This is a genomic window from Streptomyces sp. NPDC052107 (assembly GCF_040680215.1).
In the GTDB taxonomy this organism is placed as follows: Bacteria; Actinomycetota; Actinomycetes; order Streptomycetales; family Streptomycetaceae; genus Streptomyces.
Window position 1 is genome coordinate 1 of sequence record NZ_JBFAWG010000123.1, and the last position, 14419, is coordinate 14419.

Genomic DNA, 14419 nt, shown 5'->3' on the forward strand with positions numbered 1-14419 from the left:
CCCGGGATGCGCAGGAGCGGAGGGGGACGCATCGTCGTCGTGGCCAGCGAATGGGGTGTCACGGGCTGGCCGGGGGCGACGGCGTACGCGGCCTCAATTCGAGACCGGCCCGAGCGAGTTCCGACCGGATCAAGAGCGCGTTGGTCACCGATTGGCATCGATGCCGGGTGGTCGCCCCTCGCCGGTGTCGGCCGTGATTCTTGCCGGAGATATGGGATGACGCAGTAGTTGATGTTTCAGCAAGAAGCGGTAATCTCCCGGCAGTTGACTTGGTGATCGAGACGATGCGGTCGGTCCGTCTTGGTCCCCTTCGTTCCGTATCCGGTTCGAAACGGGTATCACGCGCCTGGTCAAGGGCCTCGCGCGCCGTCCCGAAAGACCGGTTCCCAGATTCCGGTTGGTCCGTTCGGCCGCCGGGGCGTTTGCGATGCCGAGGCGAAGACGCACAGGAGGGCTTGGTGTCAGTGCACGAGGTGAGCGGGCCCGCGCGGCCGGACCCGGCGCCGCGAGACCGGCGCGGCGAAGGGAGTTTCGCCGACCGATGGCCGTTCCGGCGCAAGGTCAGCGTGCTGGTCGGCGTGCCGCTGGTGGTAATCGGCCTGCTGATCGCCTACGCGATCAGCGGGCTGGTGGGGCAGGCACAGGGCGCCGCCGCGGACGCACAACTCGTCCGCGACAGCCGACCGGTCACCGAACTCGTGGACCGACTGCAGAGCGAGCACCAGCAGGCGCTGCTGCTGTCGCTCCGGTATGAGGCCGCCACCCCCGGCGAGCACCCCTCGGCCGCCGCCTACCGAAAGACCCAGGCCGCGGTGGACGCCCAGGTCGACAAGGTCCGCCAGACCTTCGGCGCCCGCCTGTCGGCCAACGAGGCGCACGCCCTCAAGCAAATCGGCGGCCTGGGCAGCCTCCGGACCACCGTCGAGCGGGGCTACCTGCCCCTCGCCGGCATCGACCAGGGGTACCTCTCCCCGGTCAATGGCCTGATCGACGGCCTCGGCCTCGTCCACGCCATGAGCGACACCATCACCGCCATCCAACTGGACTCGTTGTTGCACGCCACAGCCTCCTACAAGGACTTCGAGACCGCGGTGTTCTCCGCCCAGACCGGCGACGGCGACGCGCTGATCGAGTACAACGCCGCGGTCGGCGACACGCAGCTCTACGGCTACCAGACCGCTCGCTTCGGTCGGTTCTCCACCGAAGCGCAGAGCACAGAACTCGCCAGAGTCCAGCAGACCCCCACGTGGAACAGCATTCTGCAGCAATACGCGGCGATGCAGACCGACCCCAGCGCCCTCAAGGCCCAGGGACAGGACGAGCTCCGGAAGACATTCGCCAAGGCCCTGCGGGCGTACCCGGACTACCAGGCACAGGGGGCAAACCGGCTGCGCATCACCGGCTCGCTGATCGGCCAGATCGCCGACCACGTCGACCAGACGTCCAGCAGGGCGTGGTCGCGAGCTGCGTGGCTGCTCGGCAGCGCGCTCCTGGGGTTCGCCCTCTGGCTGGCCTTCTCGGTGGTCATCCGCCGCTCGGTGATCCGGCCCGTGCAGGCCCTCACCGCCGCCGCCACCCAGGTGGCTGATGTGGCCGGCGAGGAACTCGCCAGGGTGGCCGACGACGACGCCGACGACGCGAGCCCGCCCCGGCTGCGCAAGATGCCGGTCACTGCGCGCGACGAGATCGGCGACCTGGCGGACGCCTTCAACCGGGTCCAGACCGCCGCCGCCGCGCTGCTGGAACGCCAGGTGCTCAGCCGCCGCAACGTGGCCGAGATGTTCGGCAACGTCGGCCGCCGTGTAAGTAATCTGACGATGCGCCAACTTCTATTGATCGATGCCGTCGAGCGCGGCGAGACCAATCCCGACCTGCTCGACCGCCTCTACCGCATCGACCACCTCGCGGTGCGTCTGCAGCGCAACGCGGACAGCCTGATGCTGTTGGCCGGCGTCCGCGAGACCGGCCTGGACTTCGGCCCCACCGCGCTCACCGACGTCGTACGGGCCGCACTCGGGCAGATCGAGGGCTTCCAACGCGTCTCCCTGTCCGGCGACAGGGATGTCACGGTGGGTCCCGACATCGTCGCCGACCTGACATTGTTGATCGCCGAGCTCTTGGAGAACGCGGTGGCGTTCTCCCCGTCCGGCAGCCCCGTCGAGGTGTGGGTGCGCACCCGGCCCGAGGGCGCCCTGATCGAGATCAGCGACCACGGGCTGGGGATGAGCGAGGAACGGCTCGCCGAGGAGAACGCCCGGTTGATCCGCCGCGAACGCCTCGATCTGGTGCCCACCAAGGTGCTCGGCCTGTTCGTCGTCGGCAACCTGGCTCGCCGCTGGGGTGTCCGCGTCACGCTGAGCCCCACACCGGGCGGCGGCGTCACTAGCCGCGTGGCGCTTCCTTCTGCGCTGCTGCTCCAGATGAGCCCGCTCGCGGAGGACTCCGGCCGGGCGCACGAAGCCAACGACGCCACCGCCGGCGGCAAGTCCGCGTTGTCCGTCCCGTCGTCGGCGGAGCCCCGTCCTTCGGCCCCCGCGCACCCCGCGCCCGGCCTCCTCCAACGTCGCGCCGCGCTGCCGCCGGCCGAGGACCACCGACGTCCCGAAGCCGCCCCGCTGCCGCAGCGCGTGCCGCAGAATCAGCATCCCTCGGGGGTCCGCGCCGGCGGTGCCACCGAACCCTTGCCCGCCGAACCCGCCGTCCAGCACCCCGCCGGTGAACTGGAGGCTGGCGGGCCACGTCCGCTGAACCGCCGAGTGCGTGGTGCCACGCTTCGGGCAACACTTGGCGAGACCGGGGGGCACGCGGTACGCGAGGCGCCCCGTATCGCCGACGCGGACGCGGTCCGCTCGGAACTCGACGACTTCGAAGCCGCCGTGGAGCGCGCGCACCGCGACACCTCCGACGGCACGGCCCCCAATAACACCCAGCACCAAGCAGCGTTCCCGGAAGGAGCGGAGCAGTGACAACGCCGACAGATGAAACCTCCCAGCAGACCGCGCCCAGCGACCTGCGGGCCGCCGCAGCCGACTTCACCTGGCTGCTCAACCGTTTCGCCACCGAGACCGCAGGCGTGGTCGACGTTATCGCCGTGTCCTCCGACGGACTGCTGATCGCGGTCTCACAACTACGCGACACCTCCGACTCCGAGCGACTCGCTGCCATCGTCTCCGGCATCACCAGCCTGGCGGCCGGCGTTGCGGGCAACTACGGTCTCGGTGGCCTCAACAAGGTGATCATCGATCTGGAGGAGGGGCACGTCCTGGTCTCCGCGATCGGCAGCGGCGCCGTGCTCGGCGTGGTCACGTCCAAGGAGGCAAAGCTGGGCAACATCGCGTACGAGATGACGCTCTTCGCCAACCGGGCCGGTGCAGCGCTGAGCCCGCAGCTCGTACTCGAACTGAAGAACAACGTCGGTTCGTCACACGCCGGGTGACCGGTCCAGGGGGGAACCTCGGGGCGAGGGGAAGGAGCGACCATGACGGCCGGCGACATGCAAGCCGACGGGGACGCCGACACCGGGCGGGCCGCCGACCCGCTCCGACGTGCCCCCTCCGTGCGGCCGTTCCTGGTCACCGCGGGCCGGGTGGCGGGCACCACGGCCGCCACGCCGATGCCCCTGGAGACCCAGGTCGTATCGACCGTGGCGGGCATCGCGGGACTGGAACGGCTGGCCTTCGAACAACGGGACATCGTCGAGCTGTGCCGGCTGCCGCAGTCGCTCGCGGAGGTCGCGGCGCAGCTGCGGCTGCATCTGAACGTCGTCCGGGTCCTCGCCGAGGATCTGGAGTCCGCCGGGCACTTGTCGGTCTACGTGCCCAAAGCCGATGCTGCCCACGACCTCTCCGTACTGCGCAGGGTTATCGATGGTCTGCGGGCCATTACCGACTCCCGGGAGACAATTCCGTGACACCGACCGAGACCGCGGCCCGCGGCCGCGCCGAGAAAACCGCCGCCCGGCCCCCACTGCCGGTCAAACTGGTCATCGCGGGCGGCTTCGGGGTGGGCAAGACCACGACCGTCGCCTCCATCTCCGAGATCGCCCCGCTTACCACCGAGGCGTCCATCACGGAGGTCGCGGCGGGCGTGGACGACCTCAGCCACACGCCGCGCAAGACGACCACCACGGTCGCCATGGACTTCGGCTGCATCACCATCGACTCGTCCCTGAAGCTCTACCTGTTCGGTACGCCCGGGCAGGAACGGTTCGGCTTCATGTGGGACGACCTCGTCGAGGGAGCCCTCGGCGGGCTCGTCATCGTCGACACCCGGCGGCTGGACGACTGCTACGCCGCGGTCGACTACTTCGAGCACAAGCAGATACCATTCGTCGTCGCGATCAACGCCTTCCACGGCCAGATCCAGCACAGCCTGGACGAGGTCCGCTGGGCCCTTGACATCGCCGACCAGGTCCCGCTGATCACCTTCGACGCCCGCAGGCGCGGCTCTGTACGCGACGCGCTGCTGGCCGTCCTGCAGCTGGCGCTGAAGCGGGCCGAGGGCTGACGGCCGTCGCGGCCAAGACTGCGCCCTGGTGCCGCACCGCCGGGTCGTCCAGGCGACGGTGTCGAAGCACGCCGATGGCCCGCCGGCTCAGCTGAGGGCCGGCGTTCCAGCTCACGAACAGGGCACTGTAGCCAGCCTCCATAGCTACGGCTACCTTGGCGCTGCGGGTGCCGAAACGTCATCCGGTCTGCTCGGGCGGCATGTTGGTACGCGTGCGATCCGAGCCAGCCGCGGGCCAAGGCACTACGGGCTGCCCCGATCTGCGTTCATATCTGCAGGTCAGCGGGTATCAAGCTCGTGTACCGCGAGCAGACGAAGAACTTGCTGGTGTCGTACTCACCGAAGAGGCTGGGCTTCTTCTAGACGCAGAAAAGGCGCCTGACCAACACCCTGTTCGCTCCGTTCATCGCCGCGGACACCCGGCATGCCGAGGGCCGGCAAGTGGACTTCTACGCGGGTGACGACGCCGACGCGAAGGCAGTCGTGGCCGACTGGCCGGCCGAATTCGGATTCGCCGCCCTGGTTCTCGGCGGTCTGCGTGAGGGCGGGCGGCTGACGCAGCTGGACCGCGCACTCAGCGCGAGGCACATGCTGCTCCAGGACGTCGGCGGGTGAGGGTCTTTTTCTTCCGCACCACCGTATTCCCGCTGCACGCGCCCTGGTGAGCTCCAGGCCGTCGAGGCCTACCCGGGAAGGGCCGCAACGCCGGTTCCAGCCGCGGTCGAGGACACCGGTGTGGTGGAGGCGATCGGCCCGAACACTCCTGTGGCGCCGGGTGTCGAGGCCGGCCGTCGCGTCACGGCCTTCCCTCAGCCGGGGTGCGTGGTCCAGTGGATCGTGGCGGCCGCCGAGGTCGTCGTCGCCGTACCGGACGAGCTGTCGGACGCGGTGACCGCGCAGATGCCGGCTCGTCGGTCGGCAGACTGGTGACCGGCGCGTGCGTAGTGCGCAACCTGCCACTTGTCGACATCGTTCGCAGCGCACGGCGCCGCCGAGCTGCGCAAACGGCTCCGGACGCCGGTCGTGGCGACCGAGCATCCTGGAGGCACACGTGCGAGGACCGCGCCGGAGAGATGGCTGTCAGACCTGGTCGGCGCCGGCCCGCTTGCGCGCCCGATAGTTGCGCAGGTTGGCGGCATTGCCGCAGACGCGAACGTCGTGCCAGACGCCGCTGTTGTTGCGGGACCGGTCGTAAAAGGCAGCCATGCAGCGCGCGTTTCGGCAGGACTTCAGGCGGCGCAGCGTGTCGGTGGACTGCGCTTGGTAGGCCTCGATGAGGGCGAGTGACGCCACCTGTCGCCATCCCGTACCGCGGGGCTCGGCCTGGATGTGGCCGTGCTCGTCGATCCGCAGGGCGGTGGGCAAGGTCATCAGCGAAGCCGCCGGGCCCGGCTCCCGAGCCGAGTCGGCGGCCTGATCCCGCAGGATCTGGGCCAGGTCATGACGGAAGTCGCAGAGGCCCTGTACGTCCTCGACTGCGAGCTCGATGCTGGGTGCGGGCCGGTTGGTCGCGCCACTCCAGCTCGTCAGTGCCTGGTCGAGCCAAGCACGGGCGCCCTCGACGGACTGCAGAAGGTCGGGCTCGCGCGGCTTGCCGGCGGACCGTGTGTTGAGCAGGTCCTGCACGAAGGCCAGCCCGCCCGGGGCGGACTCCAGGCCGTATCGGGCTGTCGCAGTCCAGGACATTCTCGGATCTCTTTCCGTGACGACAGCTAGGACAACATCCCCATAGCATATTTGCTTATTACATTTGAAATTGTAACTCTCCGCATGCCGGTGTCAGCTTCCTGGAGATCGGTGCAGGCTGTGGCCGGTTCGCCAGTGCAGGCCCAGAGCTCAGGTGGGCCCACGGACAGAAGCGTCTGGAGGTCGTATGCGCCTCTGCCGACGACGACAGCATCCGCTTCGCCCCAGTCCATGAACGGCCAGGGCCGACCGCTCAGCCCTTGGCGGACCTGGCCGAGCCCCACAAGGCTCCCTGGTTGACCCGGCCGGGATGCAGTTCCAGCATGCCGCGGTAGAGGTCGAGGGTGGTCGCGGTGCGCCCTGCCACTGCCTCGAAGTCGCGGATGTAGCGCCGGGTCTCGGCGATCGCCCTCGGGTCGTCAGGCCGCTCGGGGTTCTTGTGTCCCGCGACCACCGCCTCGGGCTGCAGTGCGGCGATGGTGTCCAGCGCGTCAAGCCAGGCTCGGCGGCCCTCGGCAGGCGATTCGGCGAGGTAGAGGTGCACATCGTTGTAGACGGCGTCTCCGGCCACGACCAAGCCGATCGACGGCACGTGCAGACACGTGGTGTCATCGGTGTCCGTGTGACCCAGTCCCACGACGACCAGGTCGTGACCCTCCAGCTCCAGCCGATCGCCGGCCAGCGGCTCCGCCGCGACGAGCCGCTCCGGGATCTGCCCTGGGAAGCGCTTGTTCCAGAACGACGCGACAAACTCCGGCGCCATCTGCTTCTTCATCTGCTCCACCACCGCCGGCGTCGCCACTGCGCGCGCGCCGGGGAAGCGTTCGAGAAGGGCACCCAGCCCGAACCAGTGGTCGCCGTGCCCGTGGGTCACGAAGACGGTGGTGAGGTTCTTGCCGCTCGCCGCCACCCAGCCGGCCAGCCGGTCGGCCTGCTCGGCCGTCATCAGCGCGTCGACGAGAACCGCATCACGCTCGCCCGTGATCAGTGTGGCCGTGATGGGCGACCACATGCGTCGGGGGAGGTCGGGCGGCAGGTCCGCGATCTCGGTGGGGATCGACGGCGCTACGTGGACACTCCAGCTCAGCTGCGCTCCGGGCATGATCGCTTCCTTGGGACTCAGAGGCAGCCCCGTGCGAGCTGCAATCAGCCGGGCCGATACCTGCGCAGGCTGCCTGGCCTGTCGTACTTCTCCAGCCGAAAGTACGTCGAGCCATCGACAGAGTCAACTTGGATACACATATGTCGTATGCCATCGACGCTGACCTTCGGGGACGAAGACGCCGTCCTGGTCGATCCGCCCTTCACCCGCGAACAGACCGAGCAGGTCGGTGACTGGGGGGAGCGGTCCGGCGCTTCCCCGGCCTGATCCCCGACGGCCCGCTTCTGACCCGGCCCGTGCCCGCCGAGGGTCCTGTCGAGCCGCGCAACGTCGTGGCCGGCCACAAGAACACGGACCTCCCGGACGATCCCGCCGTCCTCGACCGAACCCGGCGGCATCTGCCGGACGCCGTCCGACTTCTCGACGAAAGCCCCACTGCCCGCGCGTTCTGACCTGACACAGCCGTCGGAGCCAAATTCAGCTCGTCCTCGCCGCGATGGAGATGCCGCCGGTAACCCGCGTCACCTCACGCCGCGGAATCCGGGTGTTCCACCCTGCCCTGGACGGCCGCCACCACCGGCGAAAGGAGCGGCCCGGCGTGCGAAGACGCCGTCCTTGACCGTCCAGCCTTCGGCGCCGCTGGGCGGCCAGCCCTGATCGCCGAGCAGCCCAGCAGAGGTGAGCGCCCCCTCGCTCCGGGATGAGTACGAACATGGAATACATCGAAACGTCTGGCCGTCACGCCGTCACGACCCCCGCCGGAGCAACTGCGCCACCAGGAAGGTCCCACCCCACCCACCGGCATGTCGGCGCGACTGGCAAGAGCGGGAGGAATCCGCAATGAGAATCGCGATTCTGGACGACTATCAGAACGTTGCGCTGAGCCTGGCCGACTGGGATTCACTCGACGCCGAGGTGCACGTCTTCACCGACGCCTTCGAAAACGAGGGTGCCGCCGTGGCGGCGCTCGTCGAGTACGAGGTGGTGGTGGCCATGCGCGAGCGGACCCCCTTTCCGTCCCGGACCCTGAACAAGTTGCCCCGCCTGAAGTTGCTCGTCACCACCGGACCGGTCAACGCCGCAATCGATCTGGACGCCGCGCACCGTTTGGGCATCACCGTCTGCGGCACAGGCTATTTCTCGCACCCGACGGTCGAACTCACCTGGGGCCTCATTCTTTCCGCGGCACGCTTGATCCCGCAGCAGGTGGACGCCGTGCGCCGAGGTCGCTGGCAAGAGGGGTTGGGGGTGAGCCTGAGAGGGGCCACGCTGGGGGTGCTGGGCCTCGGGCGACTGGGCACTGCCGTGGCGGAGCTCGGGCGCGCCTTCGGAATGGAGACCATCGCCTGGAGCCAGAACCTCACGCCGGCGGACGCGCAGGCGAAAGGGACGGCGTATGTCTCGCGCGACGAACTGTTCACTCGCTCCGACGTACTCAGCATTCACGTGGTGCTCAGCGAGCGCACCCGAGGTCTCGTCGGTGCGCGTGAACTGAGTCTCATGAAGTCGACGGCGATTTTGGTGAACACATCGCGCGGACCTGTGGTGGACGAGGCGGCGCTGCTCGGGGCATTGGCCGAGAAGAAGATCGGTTCAGCTGCGCTGGACGTCTTCGATCGCGAACCCCTGCCGATCGATCACCCTTTGCGTTCACTCGACAACGTCGTGGTGACACCACACATCGGCTATGTGAGCCGGGATCTCTACGAGGTCTTCTATCGGGACGCCCTCGAGGACATCGCCGCATGGGGAGCAGGGACGCCCGTTCGCGTGCTGTCCTGACACCCGGCAAGGCGCCCCGGCGCCCTCGATCCGCGCCTGGCCGCCGTCCTGCAGACCGGTCTCCCGTGGCACATCAGGCAGTCGCATCATCTGTCACAAGCGGCACTCCACCCCCTTTTCCGCACATTTCCTCCATTCCGCCTCCTTCATCCGGGAATGCCTCCGACTCTTGCCCCCGTTGGACATAGGTGAAGCACGTATGCTTATTTCGAGGAAGGGTCGGCGAGGGCTGACGGGGGCAGCCGCTCCTTCCGCCCGGCGCTGCCTCGCAGGTCGCATCTGCGGCACCTGTCGCGGCAGCTGGCTCCAAGAGCCGGACGCAATCTACGGAGGTCTCCAAATGATCATCGACGCCGCGGAACTCGATTCCACACACGCGTACAAACTGCTGATCGGCAGCATCATTCCGCGTGCCGTGGCCTGGGTCAGCACGGTCTCCACGGAGGGCGTCGCCAACCTGGCGCCCGTCTCCTTCTTCACCGCAGTGGGGCGGAAGCCGCCCATGGTCTCGCTCACGCTGCAGCCACTGGCGGACGGGCAGACGCTGAAGGACACGTACATCAACATCCGTGACACCGGCGAGTTCGTCACCAACATGGCGACGCTGCCGCAGGCCGACGCCATGCACAGTTCGGCATTCGAGTTCGAGCCCGGTGTGGACGAGTTCGACGTGCTCGGACTGCAGAAGGAGCCGTCGGTGGTAGTGCGCCCGCCCCGGGTCAAGGAGGCGCCGATCTCCTTCGAGTGCGTCGTCGACCGCATCATTCCAGTCGGCGACGAAGGGGTCGATCACGTCGTGTGGGGCAAGGTGGTGCGGTTCCACGTCAGGGACGACCTGTACCTGGATCGCGGACGCATCGACACCGCCGCGCTGCCGGCAGTCGGCCGACTCGCCGCCGAATACACCCTGGTCGACAACGTCTTCACCACACCCCTTGACGAGAAACTGCTCGAATCCCGGCACGGACGCCGGATGCAGCGTCTGGACGCGAAGCCGACCGACTGGTCCCCGATCGACACCGAGGAATGGTCCCCTTCGGGCTCGACGTCGGCTCCCGGAAAGTGAGAACGAGGATGAAGACGGAACGGATCGGGCACAGCGACGTGCGGTTCCGACGCCAGGGCGAGGGCGAACTCGCCGCGGTGTTCGTGCACGGCTTCCTGGATGACCAGTACGTCTGGGACGACATGATCTCCTCGCTCACCACGTCCGGAGTCGAACGGGTCACACTCGACCTGGCCGGCTGCGGCGATCGAACGGAGGCGAGCGGACCATTCGCTTACGAGCGGTTCGCGGCCGAGGTGGGCTCTGTGGTCGACGCCGTCGGCAAGCGCTTCGTGGTGGTCGGGCAGAGCTTGGGAGCGGCGGTCGCCGAACTCGTCGCCGCCGAACGGCCCGAGAGGGCCGCGGGCCTGGTGCTGGTGAACCCAGTACCGCTGGCAGGCACGCAGCTGCCCGATGAAGTGATCGAGCGGTTCCGTTCCCTGGGAGGCGATCCCGCGGCGCAGCGCGCGGTGAGGATGCAGCTGTCGCCCGCCTGGCCGGCGGCCGAACTCGACCGTCTGGTGGTCGGGGGGGCACGCATGCGTCCGGAGGCCGTGCGTGACTTCGCCGACTGCTGGAACACGGGCCACCCCGCGGGCGGGCGCCCCAGCCGCTTCGAGGGACCCACACTCGTGGTGCGCGGCGGCGACGACGGATTCGTCACCGAGGAACTGGTGGGTGAGCACGTCCTGCCGCGGTTCGGCTCGGTGCGCTCGGTGCCGGTCAGCGGGGCCGGGCACTGGGTGCACATTGAGCAGCCGGCCAGGGTTGCCGGCCACATCGACGACTTCCTTGCCGGTGTGCCGTTCTCCGGCCGCACGACCCCGTCGGGGACCGTGCCTGCGCAGGCTTGGACGAACGCCTTCGCGGCGAAGTCGCCGGGCGCGTTCGGCGAGGCTTTCGCCGCCGACGTGGTGCTGGAGGCCAGCGTGCTCACCCGCCCCGTCGAAGGCCGCGACCAGGTCGAGCGGGTGATGGGTGCGGCGAGCGCCATCTACGAGTCGCTCGCCTTCACCGAGGAGGTCGTCAACGGGCGCCGCACCTACCTGGAGTGGGGAGCCACGGCGTTCGGAGGCATGCGCCTCGAAGGCGTGACGATCCTGACCAAGGACGGGGAGGGACGGATCGCGCGTGCCGCCATCCATCACCGACCTCTCGACGCCGTGAAGCGGTTCTCCGCCGAGTTGCGCGAACGGCTGCGTGGCGTGGTCGACGCCGAACATTTCCACCAGGGCTGAGTCCCGGTTCCATCGAGGAGGTTGATGATGGTTGAACGCGAGGATGTCGCATTCGAGGCCGACGGCGGAGTGACGCTGCGCGGATGGCTCTTCCTGCCGGAGGGGCCGGGCCCGCATCCGGCGATCACCATGGCCCACGGCTACGCGGGAGTCAGGGACCACGGCCTCGAACCCTTCGCGCGAGCGTTCGCCGAGGACGGGTTCGTCGTCCTGCTGCACGACCACCGCACCTTCGGTGCCAGCGACGGGCTCCCCCGGCAGGACGTCGACCCCTGGCAGCAGATCGCCGACTGGCGGCGGGCCATCTCCTATCTGGAGAGCCGGCCCGAGGTCGACACCGACCGGATCGGACTATGGGGCACCAGCTACGCAGGAGGTCACGCCATCGTGCTGGGCGCGACCGACCGCCGGCTACGCGCCGTGGTCTCCCAGGTGCCGACCATCAGCGGCTACGAACAGGGGCTGCGCCGCATCGCACCGGATGCCGTGGCGGCCCTCGAGGAGTCGTTCTCCGAGGACGAGCGGGCCCGGTTCCGGGGTGCGGCTCCTCGCACCCAGGCCATTGTCGGCAGCGACCCCGGCGTACCCGCGTCCTACCGGTCGAAGGACGCCATCGACTTCTACCTGCAGCCCAAGCCCGACGGCGTGTGGGAGAACGAGGTCACGGTCCGTTCGACCCGTGCGGCCCGCATGTACGAGCCCGGGACCTGGGTCACCCGGGTCTCCCCCACCCCGCTGCTCATGCTGGTCGCCCTGAACGACACCGTGACCGTCACCGACCTGGCGCTCGCGGCCTACGAGCGTGCGCTGGAGCCCAAGCGCTTGCAGCTGATCGCGGGTGGCCACTTCGACCCGTACACCACTCAGTTCGACCAGGCCAGCGCCGCGGCCCTCGCCTGGTTCCGTCAGCACCTCGCCCCGCAGGCCGACGGAGCCGGGGCCACACCGCCGGCATGACCGGCCCAAACCGCCGGTATGACCGGTCCAAGATGAAGGAACAGCCATGCCCCATCTGACGTACTCCCTTGATGAGGGTCTCGCCACGCTGGTTCTGACGAACCCGCCGCAGAACCGCATCGATCCTCGGATGGCCACCGAACTCGCCGAGGCCCTCGACGCGATCGGCCACAGCAGCGCCCGCGCCGTCCTCGTACGAGCCGAGGGCCCGGACTTCAGCTTCGGCGGCGACATCGTCGACTGGCCGGAGACGGACGTACGGGAACTGCGCTCCCTCTTCGAACGCTACATGCAGGTCTTCAACCAGCTCGAAAGGTTGCCGCTCCCGGTGGTCGCCGCCGTCCACGGGCTGTGTTTCGGCGGCGGACTCGAACTCGCGCTCCGTGCCGACGTGATCTTCGCCGCCGAGACGGCCCGCTTCGGCCACCCCGAGCAGACGCTGGGCATCGTCACGCTGCTCGGCGGGATCTACCGGGTGGCCGAACGGGCCGGCCGGGCACGCGCCGCGGAATGGGCACTCACCTCCGAGCAGGTGCCCGCCAGGGTCATGGCCGGCGCCGGCGTGGTCAACCGGGTGGTCCCCGACGACGCACTGCTGACCGAGGCAACGGCTTTCGCCCGCAAGGTGGCCAAGGGCCCCACCCGTGCCTATGCCGCACACAAGGCCCTGCTGCGCGCCTGGGCCATCGGCGGGGTCTCGGCGGCGGACGAGGCCATGTTCGACATCGCCATGCCACTCTTCGAAACCGACGACGTCACGGCTGGTCTGGACTCTGCGGTCAAGGCGTTCAAGGCCGGGCTTCCCCGCCCCGGAGTCGACTTCCAGGGCCGCTGACGGCCCAAACTCGTGGCCGTCACCGGCCACCCGGCCCCGGCCCTCCCGGGGCTCAGGACCACGCGCCTCTTTCGGTCTGCACAAAGCCCTCTCCGTCGATGCGACGGCATCACGCCGCACCGACGCCGATCTCCGTACCACCAGCCGCATCGGCGAGCCGACTTGGCGCGCCGGCAAAGGGATCATTGATGGACACACAGAGCCCTGCATCAGCAGAGCGTCCGGCAACCGCTGACCGTGCAAGGGAACCGGTCTTCGCGCTCCATCGCGGCGGCAAGATGGAAATCGCCGCAACGGTGCCGCTGCGGGGGAGCGAGGACCTCTTCCCCGCCTACACGCCCGGCGTCGCCGAGGTGCGTTCAGCCATCGCCCAACAGCCCGGGCTCGCACACGACTACACCTGGGCCCCGCACACCGTCGCGGTGGTTTCGGACGGCACCGCGGTGCTCGGCCTGGGCGACATAGGGCCCAAGGCAGCACTGCCCGTCATGGAGGGCACGGCGGTCCTGTTCAAGCGGTTCAGCGCGGTGGACGCCGTGCCTATCGTGTTGGCGACCACGGATGTGGACGAGACAGTGGAGACGGTCGCCCAACTCGCGCCGTCCTTCGGTGGCATCGATCTCGAGGACATCTCCGCACCCCGGTGCTTCGAGATCGAACGCAAGCTCCAGGACCGTCTCGACAACCCGGTCTTTCACGACGATCAGCACGGCACAGCCGTCGTCACCCTGGCAGCCCTTCGTAAGGCCGCCCGGCTGACCGGCCGCCGGCTCGCCGATCTGCGCGTGGTCGTCTCCGGCGCCGGGGCGGCCGGCATCGCGATCGCCATGATCCTTGTGGAGGCGGGCATCGGGGACGTCGCGGTGACCGATCGTCTGGACGTCGTGCACCGTGAGCCCAGCGACCTTTCCGCCGGCAAGCGCGACATCGCCCTCCACACCAACCGGGCCGGACTCACCGGCACCTTGCAGGAGGCCCTGGCGGGCGCCGACGTCATCGTCGGCGTCTCCGGCGGCACGGTCCCCGAAGCGGCGGTCGCCGGCATGGCGGAGGGAGCATTCATCTTCGCCATGGCGAACCCCGTGCCGGAAATCCACCCCGACATCGCCCGCGCATACGCAGCCGTCAAGGCAACCGGCCGCAGCGACTGTCCGAACCCGATCAACAACGTCCTCGCTGAGATGTGAATCCGGAACTGCGGGGCAGCGCGTAGTGCCCCGAGTGCCGGGTGCGATCGAGGGGATGGCCAGAGAGCGAGGCTCAGGTTG

General features: G+C 68.9%; 14 protein-coding genes and 1 pseudogene. 13 read left to right on the top strand and 2 right to left on the bottom strand.

Annotated elements, in window-relative coordinates; translation table 11 throughout:
• Positions 1-458: 458 nt before the first annotated feature.
• The 6 genes from AB0M27_RS43000 to AB0M27_RS43025 all read left to right on the top strand — a co-directional run bounded on the left by AB0M27_RS43000 (position 459) and on the right by AB0M27_RS43025 (position 5436).
• Complete coding sequence (locus AB0M27_RS43000; protein ID WP_365730899.1) at positions 459-2966, top strand: ATP-binding protein; 2508 nt, start codon at positions 459-461, stop codon at positions 2964-2966.
• Positions 2963-3436, top strand: a complete 474-nt coding sequence (locus AB0M27_RS43005; protein WP_361978124.1) for a roadblock/LC7 domain-containing protein — start codon at positions 2963-2965, stop codon at positions 3434-3436. The genes AB0M27_RS43000 and AB0M27_RS43005 overlap by 4 nt, the downstream gene beginning before the upstream one ends.
• Before the next feature lie 42 nt (positions 3437-3478).
• Entirely contained in the window at positions 3479-3910 is a 432-nt protein-coding gene (locus AB0M27_RS43010) for a DUF742 domain-containing protein (protein WP_365730901.1), read from the top strand.
• Positions 3907-4506, top strand: coding sequence for an ATP/GTP-binding protein (locus AB0M27_RS43015; RefSeq protein WP_361978118.1), 600 nt, complete (start codon positions 3907-3909; stop codon positions 4504-4506). Before AB0M27_RS43010 ends, AB0M27_RS43015 begins: the two co-directional genes overlap by 4 nt.
• Before the next feature lie 441 nt (positions 4507-4947).
• On the top strand, positions 4948-5121 hold the full coding sequence (locus AB0M27_RS43020) for a hypothetical protein (RefSeq protein ID WP_365730903.1): 174 nt from the start codon (positions 4948-4950) through the stop codon (positions 5119-5121).
• Between the two features lie 120 nt (positions 5122-5241).
• The gene (locus AB0M27_RS43025; protein WP_365730905.1) at positions 5242-5436 is read left to right on the top strand and encodes a hypothetical protein; all 195 of its coding nucleotides are present in this window, start codon (positions 5242-5244) and stop codon (positions 5434-5436) included.
• Between the two features lie 150 nt (positions 5437-5586).
• On the opposite strand, the gene AB0M27_RS43030 is transcribed toward AB0M27_RS43025, so the two are convergent.
• The gene (locus tag AB0M27_RS43030) at positions 5587-6192 is read right to left on the bottom strand and encodes a CGNR zinc finger domain-containing protein (RefSeq protein WP_365730907.1); all 606 of its coding nucleotides are present in this window, start codon (positions 6190-6192) and stop codon (positions 5587-5589) included.
• Between the two features lie 253 nt (positions 6193-6445).
• A complete protein-coding gene (locus AB0M27_RS43035; protein ID WP_365730909.1) occupies positions 6446-7294 on the bottom strand; it encodes an MBL fold metallo-hydrolase in 849 nt (282 codons plus the stop codon).
• A gap of 296 nt (positions 7295-7590) precedes the next feature.
• Here AB0M27_RS43035 and AB0M27_RS43040 point away from each other — a divergent pair, with 296 nt between their 5' ends.
• From AB0M27_RS43040 to AB0M27_RS43070, 7 genes and pseudogenes are all read left to right on the top strand, one after another.
• Positions 7591-7746 carry a hypothetical protein gene (locus AB0M27_RS43040; protein WP_365730912.1) on the top strand — a complete coding sequence of 52 codons (156 nt, stop codon included), beginning with the start codon at positions 7591-7593 and terminating at the stop codon, positions 7744-7746.
• Between the two features lie 388 nt (positions 7747-8134).
• The gene (locus AB0M27_RS43045; protein ID WP_365730914.1) at positions 8135-9076 is read left to right on the top strand and encodes a D-2-hydroxyacid dehydrogenase family protein; all 942 of its coding nucleotides are present in this window, start codon (positions 8135-8137) and stop codon (positions 9074-9076) included.
• Between the two features lie 340 nt (positions 9077-9416).
• Complete coding sequence (locus tag AB0M27_RS43050; protein ID WP_365730916.1) at positions 9417-10142, top strand: flavin reductase family protein; 726 nt, start codon at positions 9417-9419, stop codon at positions 10140-10142.
• An 8-nt stretch (positions 10143-10150) separates the two neighbouring features.
• A complete protein-coding gene (locus tag AB0M27_RS43055) occupies positions 10151-11359 on the top strand; it encodes an alpha/beta fold hydrolase (RefSeq protein WP_365730918.1) in 1209 nt (402 codons plus the stop codon).
• 24 nt (positions 11360-11383) lie between these two features.
• Positions 11384-12316: an alpha/beta fold hydrolase gene (locus AB0M27_RS43060; RefSeq protein ID WP_365730920.1), complete on the top strand. Its 933-nt coding sequence runs from the start codon at positions 11384-11386 to the stop codon at positions 12314-12316.
• A gap of 46 nt (positions 12317-12362) precedes the next feature.
• Entirely contained in the window at positions 12363-13151 is a 789-nt protein-coding gene (locus tag AB0M27_RS43065) for an enoyl-CoA hydratase/isomerase family protein (RefSeq protein ID WP_365730922.1), read from the top strand.
• A 188-nt stretch (positions 13152-13339) separates the two neighbouring features.
• Positions 13340-14329: pseudogene (locus AB0M27_RS43070) on the top strand (malic enzyme-like NAD(P)-binding protein); the annotation flags it as partial.
• Positions 14330-14419 lie beyond the last annotated feature (90 nt).